General features: G+C 50.3%; 18 protein-coding genes. 13 read left to right on the top strand and 5 right to left on the bottom strand.

Features of this window, described 5'->3' with window-relative positions:
- Positions 1 to 193 precede the first annotated feature (193 nt).
- Entirely contained in the window at positions 194 to 1876 is a 1683-nt protein-coding gene (locus ACTRXD_RS18870) for a protein kinase domain-containing protein (RefSeq protein WP_442433327.1), read from the top strand.
- Positions 1877 to 1967: 91 nt separating this feature from the next.
- On the top strand, positions 1968 to 2666 hold the full coding sequence (locus ACTRXD_RS18865) for a hypothetical protein (RefSeq protein WP_442433326.1): 699 nt from the start codon (positions 1968 to 1970) through the stop codon (positions 2664 to 2666).
- 370 nt (positions 2667 to 3036) lie between these two features.
- Here the strand turns inward: ACTRXD_RS18865 and ACTRXD_RS18860 are convergent, their stop codons facing one another.
- The 3 genes from ACTRXD_RS18860 to ACTRXD_RS18850 form a co-directional block, all read right to left on the bottom strand.
- Positions 3037 to 3339 (bottom strand): hypothetical protein, encoded by a 303-nt coding sequence (locus tag ACTRXD_RS18860; RefSeq protein ID WP_442433325.1) that lies wholly within the window; start codon positions 3337 to 3339, stop codon positions 3037 to 3039.
- Between the two features lie 418 nt (positions 3340 to 3757).
- Positions 3758 to 3967, bottom strand: coding sequence for an addiction module protein (locus tag ACTRXD_RS18855; protein ID WP_442433324.1), 210 nt, complete (start codon positions 3965 to 3967; stop codon positions 3758 to 3760).
- A 128-nt stretch (positions 3968 to 4095) separates the two neighbouring features.
- Entirely contained in the window at positions 4096 to 5682 is a 1587-nt protein-coding gene (locus ACTRXD_RS18850) for an esterase/lipase family protein (RefSeq protein ID WP_442433323.1), read from the bottom strand.
- A gap of 273 nt (positions 5683 to 5955) precedes the next feature.
- Between ACTRXD_RS18850 and ACTRXD_RS18845 the strand changes: the two genes are divergently transcribed.
- Entirely contained in the window at positions 5956 to 6951 is a 996-nt protein-coding gene (locus tag ACTRXD_RS18845; RefSeq protein WP_442433322.1) for a HEAT repeat domain-containing protein, read from the top strand.
- Positions 6952 to 7109: 158 nt separating this feature from the next.
- Here the strand turns inward: ACTRXD_RS18845 and nhaA are convergent, their stop codons facing one another.
- Positions 7110 to 8417, bottom strand: a complete 1308-nt coding sequence (nhaA, locus tag ACTRXD_RS18840; RefSeq protein ID WP_442433321.1) for a Na+/H+ antiporter NhaA — start codon at positions 8415 to 8417, stop codon at positions 7110 to 7112.
- A 410-nt stretch (positions 8418 to 8827) separates the two neighbouring features.
- On the bottom strand, positions 8828 to 9661 hold the full coding sequence (locus ACTRXD_RS18835; protein WP_442433320.1) for a DUF4412 domain-containing protein: 834 nt from the start codon (positions 9659 to 9661) through the stop codon (positions 8828 to 8830).
- A gap of 547 nt (positions 9662 to 10208) precedes the next feature.
- Here ACTRXD_RS18835 and ACTRXD_RS18830 point away from each other — a divergent pair.
- The 10 genes from ACTRXD_RS18830 (at position 10209) to moeB (ending at position 19102) form a co-directional block, all read left to right on the top strand.
- Positions 10209 to 11966 (top strand): DEAD/DEAH box helicase, encoded by a 1758-nt coding sequence (locus tag ACTRXD_RS18830; RefSeq protein ID WP_442433319.1) that lies wholly within the window; start codon positions 10209 to 10211, stop codon positions 11964 to 11966.
- 99 nt (positions 11967 to 12065) lie between these two features.
- Positions 12066 to 13256, top strand: a complete 1191-nt coding sequence (locus ACTRXD_RS18825) for a hypothetical protein (protein WP_442433318.1) — start codon at positions 12066 to 12068, stop codon at positions 13254 to 13256.
- A gap of 249 nt (positions 13257 to 13505) precedes the next feature.
- Entirely contained in the window at positions 13506 to 14240 is a 735-nt protein-coding gene (locus ACTRXD_RS18820; protein ID WP_442433317.1) for an SIR2 family NAD-dependent protein deacylase, read from the top strand.
- A gap of 84 nt (positions 14241 to 14324) precedes the next feature.
- Positions 14325 to 14525, top strand: a complete 201-nt coding sequence (thiS, locus tag ACTRXD_RS18815) for a sulfur carrier protein ThiS (protein ID WP_312748054.1) — start codon at positions 14325 to 14327, stop codon at positions 14523 to 14525.
- The gene (gene cysK, locus ACTRXD_RS18810) at positions 14522 to 15451 is read left to right on the top strand and encodes a cysteine synthase A (RefSeq protein WP_442433316.1); all 930 of its coding nucleotides are present in this window, start codon (positions 14522 to 14524) and stop codon (positions 15449 to 15451) included. The genes thiS and cysK overlap by 4 nt, the downstream gene beginning before the upstream one ends.
- Before the next feature lie 224 nt (positions 15452 to 15675).
- Positions 15676 to 16506, top strand: coding sequence for a HesA/MoeB/ThiF family protein (locus ACTRXD_RS18805; protein WP_442433315.1), 831 nt, complete (start codon positions 15676 to 15678; stop codon positions 16504 to 16506).
- 31 nt (positions 16507 to 16537) lie between these two features.
- Positions 16538 to 17776: a threonine synthase gene (gene thrC, locus ACTRXD_RS18800; RefSeq protein ID WP_442433314.1), complete on the top strand. Its 1239-nt coding sequence runs from the start codon at positions 16538 to 16540 to the stop codon at positions 17774 to 17776.
- Positions 17773 to 18048, top strand: coding sequence for a ubiquitin-like small modifier protein 1 (locus tag ACTRXD_RS18795; RefSeq protein ID WP_312641811.1), 276 nt, complete (start codon positions 17773 to 17775; stop codon positions 18046 to 18048). The genes thrC and ACTRXD_RS18795 overlap by 4 nt, the downstream gene beginning before the upstream one ends.
- Entirely contained in the window at positions 18045 to 18287 is a 243-nt protein-coding gene (locus tag ACTRXD_RS18790; RefSeq protein WP_312641817.1) for an NIL domain-containing protein, read from the top strand. The genes ACTRXD_RS18795 and ACTRXD_RS18790 overlap by 4 nt, the downstream gene beginning before the upstream one ends.
- A 14-nt stretch (positions 18288 to 18301) precedes the next feature.
- A complete protein-coding gene (gene moeB, locus ACTRXD_RS18785) occupies positions 18302 to 19102 on the top strand; it encodes a molybdopterin-synthase adenylyltransferase MoeB (RefSeq protein ID WP_442433313.1) in 801 nt (266 codons plus the stop codon).
- Positions 19103 to 19104: the final 2 nt, after the last annotated feature.

Below are 19104 nucleotides of genomic sequence, written 5' to 3'. Positions count from 1 at the left end.
GGGGATCCTGCGCTGTTTTTCTGAAAATGAAATCCCTCCGAATGGAAGCGGTTCCACCACCGATCCCTCTTGAACTCGAGGTGTCCCCTCCTTCCGATGTTGAAATGATCCATATCCCATACATCGGAGCTGGAAAATCGCTTATGGCATCAAGTTCTTCAGCGAATGTAGAACACAGGTGGGAAAGTATAAGGTGAATCAATTTCATGACGGTTCATTGCCTTCGGTTTATAAAGAAGGCGATTTTATAGGCCAAAACTACCAAGTTTTCGAGCTTCTCGGGATCGGAGGTTTTGGTGTCGTCTATCTGGTCTATTCACACGAAACTCATGAAGTTTATGCTTTGAAGACATTTCGTGATGAGTATCTTCATGATGTTCAAATCAGAGAACAGTTTTGGAAAGAAGCTCATGTCTGGATGGGTTTAGGATCGCATCCATTCCTTGTGCGAGTCCACTATATTGATGAAATTGCAGGTCGGCTTTATATCGTCATGGAATATATAGCACCTGGTGAAAACAGCTTGAATTCACTTGAGAATGTCCTACGGCATGATCCGCCGGATTTGATTCAAACCCTTCGATGGGGCATTCAATTTTGCTACGGAATGGAACACGCCTATTCTCATGGACTTCGCAGCCACCGAGACATTAAACCGGCCAATATCATGATCAGCGAAAATAAAACGGTTAAAATATCGGACTTTGGTATAGCAAAAGTTTTGGGTGCATCAAGAGATATGGGAATCAGGGTGAACAATCAGCATGAAAGGGTCGGGCTATCAGGACAGACTTCAGCTGGAGTGGGCTTTGGTACCCCCACTCATATGCCTCCAGAGCAATTCACCGATGCTGCAAAATGTGATGAAAGAAGCGATGTATATAGTTTTGGGGTTGTTCTATATCAAATGGCAGCAAGTGGCAAGCTGCCTTTTCTGACTTCTTTGCCTAAAGATAATTCTACAGATGAGGCAAATCGATTTTGGATGGCGATGTACAACTTGCACCGTGTCCATTCTGCTCCAAGGCTGAATTCACCCCTTTGGCCTCTAATCCAACGTTGTCTTGAGAAAGACTCTCGACAAAGATACTCAGCTTTTGGGCAATTGCGGGAGGACCTTGAAAAGATTCTCCATCGTCAGACCGGCAAGGTTTTCAAACTGCCTACGACTAAGACAGGTGGGTGCTGGGATTGGAGCAACATGGGCAACAGTCTCACTCGACTTGGTCACTTCGACGAAGCGATTGGCTGTTTTGAAAAAGCCATTGAGTTTGATTCACAGGATGCATTCGTATGGACCAACATGGGGGTTGCTTATAGCGAGAAAGGTAATTTTAATGAGGCACTACGATGCTTTAACCAAGCCCTCAACCTAAATCCACGAGAAGCAGGGGCTTGGAATAATAAAGGGCTTTGTTTAAACCAACTAAATTGCTTGGACGAAGCGATTGGCTGTTTTGCCAGGGCTCTTCAACTTGCTTCGCATCATCCAGGATTTTGGTGTAATAAGGGAGAGACTCTAAGAAATTTAAACCGACTAGATGATTCAATTCAGTGCTTCGATCAAGCCCTTGTCCTTGATCCCAGAAATGCTATGGCTTGGGAGGGAAAAGGTATAAGCCTTACCTATTCGGAACATTTTGATGAAGCGATTGAGTGTTTCAATCAAGCTCTGATGTTTAGCGAACGCCTACATGATTCTAAGGTTTGGTATATTAAGGCATTTGCTGAGGAGAAAGCCGGTAGATTATCCGATGCCGCTAATTCTTGGAAAGAATTCCTTGAGATTGCATCAAATGCATCGGAGCTCGCTGACGAAGCCCAAGAAGCTAGGCAACGACTACAGGATTTGGCCAGGAGAATACAAGGTGGTTAAAAGAAATCTATATATACCAAAACAGGGGAAGATGTATGTGCCTTGTTCAACGTCTGGGTGTCATAATACGCCTTTAAACATTGAAGTGAGAATGGCCATAGCCCAATTGGAATATGACCTACGAACCGACTCTACAGCGATTTTTTCAATAGAATGTGAGCGTTGCAGTCGAGAGTCAAAATATAATTTAGCCGCTCTCTTACAGATGGTGGATCCTGATATGCGACCTCGCGCACTCCCTCTAGGACAGAAATGGGGCATAATACTGATCGAACTTGATACAGCGGCTACAATGAAACACAGAGGATTTTTTGGAGAGAGAGTCTTGGTGCAAATATTGGACGAGGAAAATGGCGGCTGGTCTGGCAGAACATTAAGGGAATCGCAGTTTGCGCCCTCTTTAACTATTGGAAGTGAAGTTTGCGGTGGAATTTTTTCTGGCTTTTACGTCTGCCAATACTTATTAAGTTCAAATGAATGGATTGAATTACCGATTGAAGGGGTTCCTCAAAATTCCATATTGGGCGTATTTTTTTTACCAAAAGAAGGCAATGTGTTCGATCTTCAGTGTGCAAACTTATTTTGTAGCAACCCTTCTTGTGAAAATATATTTAGTTTGACGTATAGTAAGCTCAAAAGTGAAATTGAAAAAGCAGGAGAAAAAATACAAACAGATACTTCCTTGCTAAGCGTAGGAGCAACGGATTTTAAACTAGTCCAAACTTGCGAACTCTGTGGCAATTGCAAGGCTGTTGATCTAAAATCCTTTGAAGGACTATTTAAGGTGTAATGCTGTGTATACGGAGATTTCCTCCGGATTGGAGCAACTCAAACCGTTCAGTGAGATCCATTCTCTGCTTCACGGCAGGATGTTATGAGGCTCTTCACCAGCGACGTCATTGACAGTCCCCCGACCACGCTCGCCGCACGGATACACCCAAGCTCTGCAGAAAGCGGACGACCGTATATGGTCGCTTCTTTTGTTTGAGTCCATAACAGCGGAGGCGGCGGCGGATCTATTGGTCCAGCCCCGCGCATTTTTCGTTCATCTGCGGGATTTTCACCTCCACGCGTTCCAGACTCTGCCAGATGCGGCGAACTCCTTGAAAAGGATGCTCCCTGGGTTTCCAGTCTGTTGGTGCGAAAAATTGGGCAGACAGTCATTGAAGGTCGACCCACTTGGGAAACTCACTTCCGTCTCCTTCCCGAATCCAGCGCTGGAAGATCCTGGGATGTCGCAGGATGTCTGGCTGAAGCGGCCTAGCGGCGAAACGGTTGTGATAGACGACAAGGTACGGACCTTTGGGTGACTCGAATAGCACCGCAACTCCACTCACTTTTGTGTTGTGCTTGAGCGTCATGCTACGACCTCCACCAAGACGACGGGCGACCGACAGAACTCGGGCACCTGGTCCACGGCTGGTAGTAATATCGACTTGGTACAACCCGTACATCGCGGACATGACCGCATGCTCGTCAGTGAAGCCGCGAAGAACGCCAACATTTTTGAAGACGACAACCAGCGTGGGCTGGTCCAATTTGGCACGGGCTCGAAGTTGCGACCCGCCTTCGAGATTCTTCCGCGCAGTCTATGCCCAGGTACGTCCCTGGAAATGTATTCCCCGGTGTCGGCAATTAGGGAGCGCAATGCTTTGTCGTCGCGATTGGGATCGATCTGTTTTACCTCGACGAGGACAGGTGGGTTCTGCCAGTAAACCTCATAATCGGGAGTGCGCCGACCTATAGATGGGTCTGGCGACAGGCATGTGAACGGAATATCCGTTTCTGTGCAGAACCGTTCGAAAAGCGCCTCGGATATCGTACGAGTTGTCATTTACTTATTTTGACTAATAATGATTTAGAAATATCCGCATAAACGAGTCACAACTTGCGCCGAATTTCCCTGATAGATTCGGTTGCGATGCGACCAGGGTTTCTATCGACTTCGTAGGCATCGAGACGTTTATCGAGTTCCGCCTTTTGCTCGTCGGTAAGGGGTAGCACCTTCTGATCGGAGGCAATGCTATCCCATAATTCTTCAACGAGCTTGATTCGCTCGTCGACTGGAAGGTTTTTCAGTTTTGTATTCATCACGATACCTCCCAATTTTAATTATGTGAGTTTAACCCAGAAAGCCCAATACCGCATATAGAAATAATTTACGGTACGAACAATGCTGTCCATTCGGCAGTTCGGAGCCCGCTCACGTCATCCCCTACTCAAGCCCATGGCCGGGCTTCGATGCGTAACGTTCCAACCAGGCCGGGGCGAGCGTTCTGCTCGATGGGGATATCGAAAGCAATGCCGGAATTCGGTTTTCCCTTGATGAGAGGACGGGTGTCTACGTCTTTACCGGGTTTGCCGGGATTCATGTCCTGGTAGCCATACTTGATGCGCCAACCAGCCGGTTCCGTATCATCGGGGAAGGCCTCGACGAGAACCAGCTCACGATAGATGAACCCACCCTCGTAGTGCCGTTTCATAAACAACAGGCCATCCACAACGTAATCGGGTACCAGGACCTTGATATCGAAGGCGAAGCTAACGGATTTTGAAGTTTTGACGCTCTTGTTCGGATCAAGAAAAATGGAGAAGAGGTGTGGACTCTTCGTGCGATCCGGCTTGCGCTTGGTCCCGGCCTTTCCGGGAAAGAGTTCATCGTAGCTCCGGAAGATTGCCGAACTCTCGCGCACCTCGCGCCGCGTCATCTGCCACTGACAGCCGCGCACGCTGGCGGCAATTTCGAACTGATACGACGCCCGCACTGTCTTACCGTCGTCAAGTGCCTTTTGCACCTCCACCGGTAACGTGATGTCGTCGATGTTCAGAATGCCATCCACGCGCAATTTACCGAACAGGAACCGCGTGAGGTTCTGGTAGCCTTCCTCGGAGTTCACAATACCGTAATGGCCCGAATGGCTCCTGTGCACAAACGCGCGGGGCGAACTCACATCCTTGCCGTTGGGACCCGCGCCATGCGTGGTGGCATTCTCGAGGCGCACCAGACCGTCGCTGGCATCGCCCGCCGCCCACGCCGAGATGCCGCCGGCCACGGTATAATCGCGTGAATCGGTGCCGACCAGATTAAAGATGCGCTCGGGCGGAAAGTTTTTCACCACCGAAACGTCATTACCCTTGGGCACCGCAAGATAGGAGGCCATTTTGCCGCGATTGAAGTTATTGATATCGCCGAACGAGAGCCAGCCCGGAACATTGCGTACGATCCGCATGTCAATACCATTGTGAGGCGTGGCATAGGTAAAGACCTTATTAACCGCACCTCGCGCCTCCGCTGAGCCGAGTTTCGTATTCTGTAGAAAGGCCCGGCAGATCAGCCCTCCCATGGAATGCGCCACGAGATACACGCGAAAGTCTTTGGACGTGACTTTATTGGCCTTATTCGCACAGACCTTTTCGCGCAGGCGCAGAATGAGAGTGCCCAGGCCTTTGGCGAAGTGCTCGATGGGCGGCGTCTTGCCATCCCCAAAGTCTTTTGAGGCTTCATCGTAATAGCGGTAGATGATAATCGAGCGGTATGGGACGGGATACTCGGTACGCTCAGCTAACACGAGGTCGTCTCCATCCACAAACACATCCTCATATTCGTGGTCGCTCATTAACCGCACGAGGGGCGACTCAAAATAAAAACGCTTCACGTCGCCGGTCCAGGCCGTGCGCGATTTGGTCGAGCCAATATTAAATCCCATATAAGGGTCGGCCACCGTTTCCTCAATCTCGCTCTGTGTCGCTGCGAAGCCACGGACATAGATAATCGGGTGGTAGGGATGCTGCGCGGATGTCGTCATGAAGGTACCTCCGAATTACGGTTGGGCGTGTCAGTGTGAACGAGCCTTCTTCTGTTCCAGTTTATTTTCCATCGCAGATGCGAGGATCGGCTGAGAGGAGATTTTTGGTCAATTCATTAAATTAGTCAAGGTGTGAAGAGGAAAAAGAAGAACTAGAAGGGTCAGCATGACATCAGGAAGATTTGGAATTTCGCATTCACTCTTGATAGGGTATACCTACTACGTTCTTGATGGCCGGAGAGACCAGAGTCGTCCAACCCAATGGAGCGTTCTATGCTTCACAGTCTCAGCCGATGCAATCCGAGCAGACTTCTTTTCTTTTTCTCCCCACGATACGAACATGAACGACATGCCGAGCGGCCACGGCAGCGATTAGGGATCCGATACCTGAGGCCTGCTCGGAGCGCGTCCGTCCTGCTGATCAGTCTGACCCTGGTGATTTCTCTCACGGATGGACTGTGGGCACATGAGGAGCCGCTGACCAAGTCCTCATGGTCGCAGGAGGATCAAAAAATCCTACAGAACATTCAGACCATACTCGTCGCCGGCACTGTCCAAACGTGGTTGAATGTGCCGAGTCCACCCTACAATGTGGGGGTGACCTTGAAACTCAAACTGGAAGATGCGGGGTTTCAGGTGGTCTTTGATCCCAAGCAACCACATGATGCGATGCTATACATTCAATATGAGGAAATACCCAGCGGACAGTTTCAGGTATTGGAACAAGCGACGGCAATCCGCTACGACATGAAGCTGGTGCATGACCGTTTAGGCAAAATCTTTTCACATCACTTTGAAGCAGAACCCAATGCGGTTCCCCTCGGAAGTCTGTATTGGGACGCGATTGGTAATCTGGAGGAAGATCCGTATTACTGTTTTGTTGGAGATCTGATTCGGGGACATATTGATCGGGACCAGAATGCACAGGAGATGTTAATGGAGGTGTTGGTAAGGCCCTTTACCCAAAAAGAGTTGGTGAATGCGGCCGGAGCCCGGGGAGCGACTCAGGCTATTGTCCAACAACGCGCCAGGTTGAATATCATTCAGGAACTCGGACAGGGGGAGTTTCATACCCCTGAAGCGCAAGCAGTCTTATGGACGGTTGCCAAAAAAGCGCAACCCACTGAACGGGGGGCGGCCATGACCCAACTTGGCGAGATTGGCGACACCACGTTTCTCTCTCCACTCTCAACATTGTTGGAAAAAGAAACCGATCCCGAAGTGCGGTCGGCTGCGGAGCATGCGATCCAACTCATTGAATCCCGGTAACGTACACGAGAAAAAATTTCACGTGGGTATAGCAGTCCTGTAGCGGTAGCCCTCGCAAATAATCTTCCTGAAGCATTTCCAGCCTCGGGTTTGATCATTTTGCAACTTCCCGCACGGCACATTTCCACTGCACAATCCACAGTCTTCTATTGAGAAATTCATCCTGCCCGCCGCAGCAGAAAGTACCCAGAAATTCCACCTATCAACGAGGCCAGCAGGATGCCCAACTTGGCTTGGAGGATCAATACGTCATCGTTGAAAGCCAGTCCGGTGATAAACAGCGACATCGTAAACCCCACCGAAGCAAGCATCGCAGCACCAAAGAGATGCCGCCAGCCGGTCTGTTCCGGAAAAGAGGCCCACCGCCAATGAATCAGGATGTAGCACATGCCCATGATGCCCAACACCTTTCCCCCGAGCAGTCCCGATGCCACTCCTAATGTGACCGGACTGGCCAACTGATTCATGAAGTCAGCCGGAAAGCTGATGCCGGCATTCGCCAACGCAAAGACCGGCATCACCACAAACGCCACGAAGGGGTGCATGCCATGTTCCAGCCGTTGGAGCGGAGTCAGTGCCTCCCTGGCCACCGCGCGAATGTCTTCAAGCACATGGAGTTGCTCATCTGTCACCAGAGTCAGGTCATTGCTTTTGGCTGTCTCGAATCTGTCCCCCAATGTTTTAATGCGTGAAACGAATCCCTTGTCCGAGATTTTCACATTGGCAGGAATCGTGAATGCGGCCAGCACCGCGGCAATGGTGGCATGCACTCCTGATAAGAGAAACGCCAGCCACAGGCCGCCGATTCCCAGCAGTCCATACCACAAAATGTTGCGGACACCCAGCAGGTTGGACGTCACCAGCAGGATCATGAATCCCGCACCGGCCGCCAGATTGATGAGATCGATGTGTGATGTATAAAAAACTGCAATGACCAGCACCGCGCCCAGGTCATCCGCGATCGCAAGAGCGGTCAGAAATACTTTAAGTGATAATGGGACCCTGTTGCCCAACAGGGAGATGATGCCGAGCGCGAAGGCGATATCGGTCGCCATGGGAATGCCCCATCCGTCACTGGCGTCGCCCGACGAATTGAACGCCAGATAGATCAACGCCGGCACAACCATGCCGCCTACCCCCGCTGCGATAGGGAGCAGCGCATCACGGGGATTGCTTAGTTCACCCGCCATGATCTCGCGCTTCAGTTCCAACCCGATCACAAAGAAGAAGACAGCCATCAACCCATCATTGATCCAATGGTGCAGGGTCTTGGTGATCACGAAATCGTTAAACCCGACTGAGATTTCGTTGTCCCAAAGATGGTGGTAGGCGTCCGCAAAGGGAGAATTGGCCACGATCAATGCCAGCAGGGCGGCAACGAATAGCACCATGCCACTGGTGGTCTGCCTGCCAAGAAAGCTGTTAAGGGGATCTGTCAGCCAAGTATCAACTGGAGTTTTCTTCATGCTTCGAAACTACCATGAAGAACGGGCATGTGAAACCGGATGCCGGAAGGATTTCTTATGGCACGGAATCTGCGTTCCTCAACTTCCTAATATCCTTGTGCAGTATGCCCAATACCATCTGGGCCAATGCCATCACCTCGCCTATCATTCCGCCGAACATTGGGGGAGGCGCCACCACACGTACCACCGCACGGTGGGCATTCAAATCAAGATGAGGGTCATGAAGGATCAACGAGGGAGATAATGGAATTCTCTTGTATAGAAAATTCGATCGGACCACGCAGACAGTGACCGGCGCCCATATGCTTCTGGTAGGCCTCATCCACCTTTATCCACCGGGCATCCTGAACCGGATGCGAAGGATCAGAGTCCAGGGAGAGAAACCTGAAACTCAGCAATGCTCTTCTCTCCTATTGCCCCATGGGAGAGGAAAGATTTTTCGGCAAGAAATCTTTTTTGACATAATCGTCGGGAGGGTCAAATTCCTTCGCGGCGACCGACTTCTCCTCTACTCCGGTCAACCGGCTTTCTGTGACAATGGTTTCATTGGAGAAAATTCTCGTGAACACCGGGTAGCCTTCAATTTTCCCTAGGGATTCAAAAAACGACGCTGGACCTCCATTACCTTTGAATGCTCCTTGCCAGACCTCCTGAGAAAAGGCAGCCATATCTTGAAACACGCCTCGGGCTTCCTGGCTGCCGGGAACCTGCTTCCAATCACTCACGCAATGTTCTGCAACTTTTTCGCTTTCCCGCCAGGTTTCATATTTCACACAGGGATAGCCATTGATGGTCTGCCTTTCGCCCGTTTTTTTGACCTGCATCTCGACCTTCCCGCCCAACATGGCAGGATTAATCCCCTGCCCGGCAAACATCTTTTCCATCATGGCTCGTCGTTCCGGTGGCATACTCTTCAACATTTCCTGCATCTTTTCCATGGCCGGGTTGATCTGTTGGCCAAGACTAACCATCGTGGCCTTGTCCATCGCACGCCAGGTCTGATCTCCATGATTGATCAGCAGAATTTCCTCCAGATCGCCTCGATAAATAAATGTAGATTGCGTGGTTCCCGCCTCATTGATCGTCATTTTCAGTTTCTTCCCGTCAACCGTCATCGCGTCGATTCTGGAAGGGACCGCTGTCCGATTGGGAAAGGAGGTCTCGACATGAAAAACCACGCCTGCACAGACCGTGGTCTGAATACCCAGCACCAACCCGCCCACAAGACCCAGAACCTTCACCATATCAACCTCCTGACGCGTGATAGATGGCAGAACCTGCTACTTTGACAAATGGAAACACTAAGACCCGTCAATTTCTCAAAATTCTACCCGATTCACAAGTCATTTTATTGTGAAAAAGCTTCAACGCACGCTTCTCCCACCTGCCATTTTGAGCCCACCAAGAATCATTTTTCATACAGAGAGCTAGGAATTGGTTTCCCCTTCCTGGTAAAAGAAGTATAGACAGGTAAGGCTCGTTAGACGACCACCCCACATAACCGACAGGCAGACATCCCTTAAAAGAGGTCACGAGTTGTCGTGACCTTTCACGGTTTCGTCATCATGGTCAGGGACCATATGCTGCCCGGCGCGACACGACCATCGGGTCGCGGGGTAGGACAACGGTAAGAAGGCCCAGTCTCTTAAAGGTGAGGCCAACCAGCCCAAGGAAGACGGTTTCCACCGTCCCTTCTTTTCGTCTTTAACGAACACCACATATCGACAGACCGGCACAAAGTCGGCCTGCACACAATATCAGGACCTCATCCAGAAAGGTTGCAAAACCGTCATGAAACACGATGCCTCCAACTCACCCACGGCTCCAACGATGAAGGGCTTTTCACCCGGCTTTGCCGCTCTTGGCCTTGAAGCGGCGCTGCTGACCACGCTCGAGGCATTAGGATATGAAGAGCCCACCCCCATCCAACGCGAAGCCATTCCACCGCTATTGGCCGGAAACGACCTTCTGGGGCGTGCCGCAACCGGAACTGGAAAAACCGCTGCATTCACGCTTCCCTTGCTCCAGCGTCTTGCCCATTCGCCCAAGCAGCCACATCCTTCAGCCCTTATTCTCGTGCCCACCCGCGAATTGGCCATACAAGTTTGTGAGGCTGTCCAACGTTATGGGAAGCAACAGGCCATCGCCATCCTCGCGGTTTATGGAGGTCAAGCCATCCGACCACAGCTCATCGCGTTGAAACGCGGGGTTGATATCGTTGTGGCGACGCCAGGCCGGGCACTGGACCATATCCGGCGCAAAACTCTTCATCTCAAAGACCTTCAGATCGTGGTCCTGGATGAAGCTGATGAGATGCTGAATATGGGGTTCGCAGAAGATCTGGATGCCATTCTGAAACAAACGCCGACGACCAGGCAGACCGCACTATTTTCAGCAACCATGCCTCCACGCATTGCATCCATCGCACGACATCATCTACGCAACCCCATCGAGATTCAGATCATCAAGGAACCCGTAAAGGCCGGGATGACTCCTCGGGTGCACCAGACGGCCTATCTTGTGGCCAGGCCACATAAAGTGGCGGCCCTTGCCAGAATCCTGGATATGTCCAGTCCAAAGTCCGCCCTGGTGTTTTGCCGAACACGCTTGGAAGTCGATGAGCTGACCTCCATGCTCAACGGCCGCGGATACCGGGGAGAAGGCCTGCATGGCGGGATGAACCAGGCTCAACGAGATCGGGTGATGCAATCGTTTCGTGCCGGGAAAACCGAGCTGCTTGTTGCGACGGACGTGGCGGCCCGGGGTCTGGATATTCCTCACGTTTCACACGTCGTGAATTACGATGTCCCGTCCTCTCCCGAAGCCTACGTCCATCGTATCGGACGAACCGGACGCGCCGGACGGGCTGGTGAAGCTATCACCCTTGTGGAATCCCGGGAGCGCTGGCTGCTGCAAAATATTGAGCGGGTGACCAAATCCAAAGTCGAGATGGGCACCCTCCCGACGGGGGCCGATCTTCAAGCCAAGCGCCTTGGACAGATTGGCGTTTCTATTCAAGAAATTCTCAAGGCCAACGACTTTGAGCCATTCCGAGTCGTCGTCACCACCCTCACCGAAAAATTTGACCCTGCGGATGTCGCCGCAGCCGCCCTTCAATTGGCCTATGGGTCAAAAACAGGTAATCGGGTGGAAGAGGATATTCCTACAATACGGGACCGGGCACCTGACACATCCCAGACGTCCAGACGGCCAAGGCGAGGGCCATCGGATCTCCAAGACACTGGAAGGGCTCTCAGAGGAGGTGGAGGGGGTAGGGCCGCCGGCAGGCGGGAACGTCACCGTCAATCCACAAGCATGGCAACCTTGCATGTGAACGCCGGTCGAATGGCAGGGGTCCGCACAGGAGATCTGGTCGGTGCCATCGCCAACGAGGCCGGAATTAATTCGAATGTCATTGGCCCCATTAAAGTCTCCGATCAATTCTCTCTGGTCAAAGTGCCTGAAGAGCATGTCCATGGCATTATCAAGGCTCTAGGCCGGACAAGAATTAAAGGGCAAAAAGTCACCATCCGCCTCTATAAGGAATAAGAGAATTCCTGACACCGGCAGGGGAAAATTCCCTCAATAGCTTGCTCGTGGCGTGGCTCATTTGGTCTTTTCTATCAATATGATTCCCGGAGCATTAACGTGTTACGTTTGGCTAGCCTGACGAATCATCAAAATGCAGTCAAAACTATTGAAGAGGAATTTGGAGTCAAATGGCTTACAAAGAAAGCTAACCTCCATAAGACATCCCATCCAGTTCCCTCACAATGGAAGGAAACTAGGATAGCCTTAAGCGAATATCCTACAAAAGGTGTTTTCGAGATATCCGAAAAAAAGATTTCCCTGACCAGTCTTGCTGAAGATTTGAGATTAGCCAGGAATTTGGAAAACTATAAGACCGCCATTCACACAAGACTTAAAGCCAATGAATTTCTGAAGGTGTGGTATGAAATTTATGCTTCTGGGCTATGCGTCAGAGAAGGGTTTGAAACTAAATTTATCATCCCCTCCCAGGGATCCAAAACGGCAGATCTTCTTCTTTCAAGGGGGAGCCTTAATTTGCACGCTGAATGTACTCAAAGGGACCCGTACATACCTTTAAAGCCTAAACCAGAAGGTCCGACAAAAAATCTGCTGTCTCTAATAAAAGAACAAAATCATGCTGGCCTAGAAATTATTGTCGTAATACTGAGCACACTTGAGGAAGAAATTATCCCAGAAATCATTAATAATCTAAAGCACCTCAGTCCAAATACAAATGAATATCTTTTCCACGGATTAGGTTATGGTATCTACGCACCCCCATTGCCTCCTCCTGAAGGAGATGGGTATTGGATGACCCTTGGGAATCCGCCATTCGCTTCAAGAAATGGAATTTTTATTCCTGGCGGGCAAAACCCGGCATGGGCTGCCGCCCGCGTTGCAAAAGATGAATCAGGAAAGAAGTTCCTTGAAGATCACTGGAGAGTGTATTTACATACAATCAATTCTCACAACTTAGCAAAAGTTGTCGAAACCTTTAACCGCAAAAGACAGCAAATTCCAAAAGATGGACCAGGAATAATTTTCATCGACCTAGCCGTGAGCCATGTCTCAGCAAGAGATATTCCTCTCTACTTGGAAATCATTGCTCAAGGACTGAGTCGGTGTTTTGGACCGGCTTTCAATACTAGGATCTGGGCAATTATCCTAACCACGGCTCCTGTTTCAATTCCAACAGGCGAAGGAATAAATAAATTCAATACCTTACGCAGACTCATTAAAGTCTTGCGAAATCCTTATGCTCCCATTCCATCTAATTTCACAGTTCCTGGTGAAATGCTTGCTAGCTGACGAAATTATAAGGGGGGTCGGAAAAATTGAAGTCCGGTCAGGCTGGTTAAAGGTTCTAGGTGAAAAAATTCGTCAGAAACCATTTCACGGCACGCGGTGACTCCCGTTAGTGCCTAAATGGACGAAAACAAAAAACTTGAGGCAGTTACGGAAAAAGATCTGGACACCAGGTAGTTGGCGGAAGGCCGGTGGAGCGCAGCCTGGATTTAACGTCAGTGGAACATAATACTTTTAGATAGAAAATCCTTCATGCCTAATGGTCTGACGATTCTTGATGTACGTGACCGTATTTCTAAAGCCCGTTCGGTCACGGTCCTTACCGGCGCGGGAATTTCCGCGGATAGCGGCGTGCCGACGTTTCGCGGACCCGAAGGCTTGTGGAAAAATTACCGACCTGAAGAACTGGCATCGCCGGAGGCATTTGCCCGGGACCCGAAACTTGTTTGGGAGTGGTATAACTGGCGACGTGAATTGGTCGGAACCAAGCACCCGAATGTGGCACACGAAACCCTCGTTGAACTGGAACGACGGATTGAACACTTCTGGCTCATCACGCAGAACGTTGATGGACTTCATGCCCTGGCGGGCTCGCAACGTCTTTCCGAAATCCATGGCAATATGTGGAAAGTGCGTTGTACGCAATGCAAGCGGATTTCGCCGAACCGCGACCGGCCTTTGGTCTATCCACCCACCTGCACGGACTGTTCGGGGTTGTTACGCCCTCATATTGTGTGGTTTGGAGAATCATTGGATCAGGAAGATATGAACCGCAGTTATCAGGCTTTGCGTACTTGTGATATTCTTCTCATCATTGGCACGTCAGGCGTGGTCTATCCGGCTGCATCCTTTGCTTCGATTGCCAAAGAGGGTGGCGCATTAGTGGTCGAGCTGAATTTGGACCCGACGCCAAACTCCTCTGTTGTGGACGTGGCCTTTCAAGGCCGTGCCAAAGACCTGGTGCCGCTGTTGCGCGAAGTCACCTAATCACCCTATTTCTTGACTCCCTTCGTGGGGGTTTGTTACGTTTTTTTGTTTAGGGATTCTCAGTACTTACGTTTGGAGCACGGTATGCAATTGACGATCAATGGTAAACCTGAAACCCTGGAGGTTTCGACGGTGCTAGACGTCTTGAAAACCAAAGATATTGACCCGCAACTTGTCGCGGTAGAACTGAATACGCAGATGGTTGATCAGGAGCAACTAGGAACCACCTCCATTAAAGATGGCGATAAACTGGAGTTTTTGTTTTTCATGGGCGGTGGCGTGTGAGTGCCACATTTCTTCGGAACATTACGGATGGCATCGGGCATACTCCGTTAGTACGATTAAACCGGCTTTCCCCCCCAGGCGGGGCCATAATTTATGGGAAGGCGGAGTTTTACAATCCCGGCGGCAGCGTGAAAGACCGCATCTGCCTGAATATGATCGATGAGGCAGAGGAGAAGGGACTGCTCAAGCCGGGCGGAACCATCGTGGAACCCACCAGCGGCAATACCGGCATCGGGTTAGCCTTGGTGTCTGCGGTTCGGGGTTATAAACTGATTCTCGTCATGCCGGAAGGGATGAGCCTGGAACGGGCCAGTCTGCTCTCCTCGTATGGCGCGCAATTGGTGTTGACTCCCGCTCGGGAAGGAATGCGTGGATCAATTAAAGAAGCAGAGAGTATTTTGGACCAAAATCCCGAATACTTCATGCCGAACCAGTTTTCTAATCCGGCCAATCCAGCCATGCATCGCAAGACCACGGCTTTGGAAATCTGGGAGGCCTTGGATGGAAAGGTGGATGCATTCGTGGCGGCAGTGGGCACCGGCGGAACGATTACCGGCTGCGGAGAACTGTTTAAAGAAAAAAATCCCTCGGTCAAGGTGATTGCGCTGGAGCCAGCCGGCTCTCCCGTCTTGTCCGGAGGAGAACCCGGGCCACACAGAATCCAAGGGATCGGCGCAGGCTTCGTCCCCAAGGTGCTGAATCGCTCACTCATTGATGAAATTATGACCGTGACAGATGAAGAGGCGTACCAAACCACAAAGCAACTTGCCAGGAAGGAAGGGCTCCTGGTGGGGATTTCTGCAGGAGCCAATGTGTTTGCGGCTCAAAAGGTCGCGGAATCCTTAGGGCCGAATAAGAATGTGGTGACGATTCTCTGCGATACGGGTGAACGATATCTAAGTATTGAGAAATATTTCAATATCTAAGGGATTTCCACTAAACCATTCCCATAAAGGAAGAGCCAGGATGAGGAGAAGCCCACAAGATCGCTTCCTCAAACGAGATAAGGAAAATTAAAATATGCCGGGGCATATCGGCTTGCTGAGAAAAATTCTCATGGCCAAGAATCATTTTTGAAAATCAACACCCCTCATTCTCCTCTATCTAATATGGGGGATGACCCCATACACCGTAAAAGGTCAGAGATCCTATGAGTTTCACAGAAGATCAGATTACCCGTTATAGCCGGCACATTTTACTACCCGAAGTGGGCGGCAAGGGACAGAAAAAATTGTCTCAAGCGAAAGTCTTTGTCGTTGGAGCCGGGGGCCTGGGATGCCCTGTCGCCTATTATCTTGCCGCAGCCGGCATTGGCACCATTGGATTGATTGATAGCGATGTGGTGGATCTTTCCAACCTGCAACGACAAATCCTTCACCATACTCCGGATGTAGGACGGTCCAAGGTGCTTTCGGCCAAGGAAAAAATTCTGGCCTTAAACCCTGATGTCCAGGTCAACATGCATGAAGAACGATTGACGTCTCGCAATGCTCGGGACCTGATCAGCCAATACGATATCGTTATCGATGGCGTCGACAACTTCCCGGCAAAATTTTTGATTAATGACGCCTGTTATATGGAGAATAAGCCCCTCGTCCATGGGGGAATTCTGCGGTTTGAAGGACGGGCCTTCACTATTATTCCCAATCAATCCGCCTGCTATCGTTGTATTTTCAAAAATCCGCCGCCGGCCGGCGTGGTTCCTACCTGTCAGGAGGCCGGGATCATTGGAGTCGTTGCGGGAATTATTGGGACCATTCAGGCCACAGAGGCCATGAAACTCATCCTCAACATTGGAACCCCATTAACGAACCGCATCCTGGATTTTGACGCACGCACCACCGCGTTTCGAGAAATTCGCGTCAAACGGAATCCTTCCTGTGCACTTTGCGGCCCAAATCCTTCGTTGACGGAACTCATCGACTATGAACAAGAGGCGTGCCAACTTCAACCATCGGCTACAACGCTAACCAACGGATAAACCCCACCGGTTAAGAGGGGAGGATGATGCTATGAAAAAAATGCAAGCTCTGGTCTGTCGGGAGTGCGGGAAAGAATATCCTACCCAGGATATTCATGTTTGTGAATTGTGCTTTGGGCCACTGGAAGTCAAATACGATTATGCCGCCATCAAACAGGTCATGACGCGTGAAAAGATTGCATCCGGCCCTCACAGCCTTTGGCGATATGTGGATCTGCTCCCCGTAGAAGGCACGAATTTCATCGGTCTTCATGCCGGATTTACCCCGCTGGTTCATGCCAAAAACCTTGGGGCATTCCTCGGCCTGGACAACCTGTACATAAAAAATGATTGCGTCAATCATCCGACGCTGTCGTTTAAAGATCGCGTGGTGGCCATTGCCTTAACTCGAGCCAGAGAACTGGGCTTTGAAACAGTCGCCTGTGCCTCAACCGGCAATCTGGCAAATTCGGTGTCGGCCCATGCAGCATCCGCAGGGATGAAATGCTATGTATTCATTCCCGGCGACCTGGAAGCCGCGAAGGTCCTGGGGAATCTGATTTATCGTCCCAATGTCGTGGAAATTGAAGGGAACTATGATGATGTCAATCGACTTTGCAGCGAAATCGCGGGAGAACGTCACTGGGCATTCGTCAACATCAACATCCGCCCCTATTATGCTGAAGGCTCGAAAACCTTGGCTTTTGAAACGGTCGAGCAATTAGGGTGGCGGGCTCCGGATCAGGTCGTGGTGCCCATGGCTTCGGGATCCTTGCTCACGAAAATTTGGAAAGGCCTCAAAGAATTTGAGAAGTTGGGCCTGGTGGATTCGGTAAAGACCAAGGTAAACGGGGCGCAAGCAGAAGGCTGCTCCCCCATTGCCACGGCATTTCGAGAGAATCGTGATTTTTTTAAACCGGTGAAGCCACACACCATTGCCAAATCCCTGGCCATCGGCAATCCGGCGGATGGATACTATGCCTTAAAAACTGCCGCGGAAAGTCAAGGGGCCATGGAGGCCGTCACCGATGATGAAATAGTGGAAAGCATTAAACTTCTGGCTCAAACGGAAGGGATTTTTGCTGAAACCGCTGGAGGGGTCACGATCGGCGTCCTTCGCAAATTGGTAAAACAAGGGCGCATTCAAAAAAATGATGTGACTGTGGCCTACATTACCGGTAACGGACTGAAAACTCAGGAAGCGGTCGTCGATTCCGTTGGACGCCCATTTCGCATCCCGCCCAGTCTCAGTCACTTTATTAAGACTTTTGCCATAGAGGAGTCAGCATGATTAAGGTCAGAATTCCCACTCCCTTGCGCCCCATGACCGGAGGAAAAAGCGAGGTGGAAATAGCAGGGAACACGGTGTCGGAAATTATTGACAACCTGGGGTCTGCCCATCCCGGCATTAAGGAACGAGTCTATGATGAACAGGGAGAGGTTCGGCGGTTCATCAATATCTATGTCAACGAAGAAGATATTCGGTTTTTGACGGGCAAAGATACCCCACTGAAGGACGGAGATGAAGTCTCCATCATCCCCGCAATCGCAGGAGGTTCATGATGGCCAAACTACGCTTTCACATTCGTTATCCCGAAGATAAAATTCCTTCTCCCATCCTGTATGAAATCGGGCAGGAATACCAGGTCGTGCCCAGTATTCGACGGGCCGATGTCCGTGAGACGACCGGATGGATGGATGTGGAATTTTCTGGAGAAACTGATGAAATTGACCGGGCTATTCAGGGTCTTCGTCAAAAAGGCTGCATGGTTGATCCAATCGAATTGAACGTCGTTGAATAAGGATTTCGCTTCTCATGGAATTTACTGAATCTCAAATCCAGCGTTACAGCCGTCAGATCATTCTGTCGGAAGTGAGTGGCAAAGGACAGAAAAAGTTACAGGATGCCAAAATACTGGTGATTGGAGCAGGAGGGCTTGGTTCTCCGGCAGCTCTGTATCTGGCTGCGGCCGGAATAGGAACCTTAGGTTTGACAGATGGCGATGTCGTGGACTTATCCAATCTGCAACGGCAAATTTTGCATACAACCGACCGGATAGGTGTTTCAAAGGTTGAATCCGGCAGAACATTATTGTCAGCCCTCAATCCTGAAACCACACTCAAGCTGTATCCCGAACACGTAAGCGCCACCAATATCCTCTCCTTAATTGAAGCCTATGACATCATATTGGACGGATCAGACAATTTTTCCACACGTTTTCTCGTCAATGATGCCTGTTTTTTTGCGAAAAGGACACTGATTTCAGGAAGCATTTTTCGCTTTGAAGGACAATTAGCCACAATCAAGCCTCATGAAGGATATCCCTGTTATCGCTGTTTATATCCAGAGCCTCCCCCCGCCGGCCTTGTGCCAAATTGTCAAGAAGCCGGGGTGTTAGGCGTGTTGGCCGGGACCATTGGTGTTTTGCAGGCCAATGAAGCTATTAAAGAAGTCCTAGGTCTGGGAGAAAGTTTGGCCAAACATCTTCTTCTCTACGATGCCCTGGATATGACATTCAGAAAGGTTGGTCGCCCAAAATCTCCCGACTGTCCTCTTTGTGGACCTCATCCCACTATCACCAAACTTGTGGAACAGGAAGTCTCCTGTAGCATCTAGGT

Origin of the sequence: Nitrospira sp. T9 (genome assembly GCF_052156535.1) — a bacterium.
GTDB lineage: Bacteria > Nitrospirota > Nitrospiria > Nitrospirales > UBA8639 > Nitrospira_E.
This window is presented reverse-complemented; position numbering and strand designations above follow the sequence as displayed.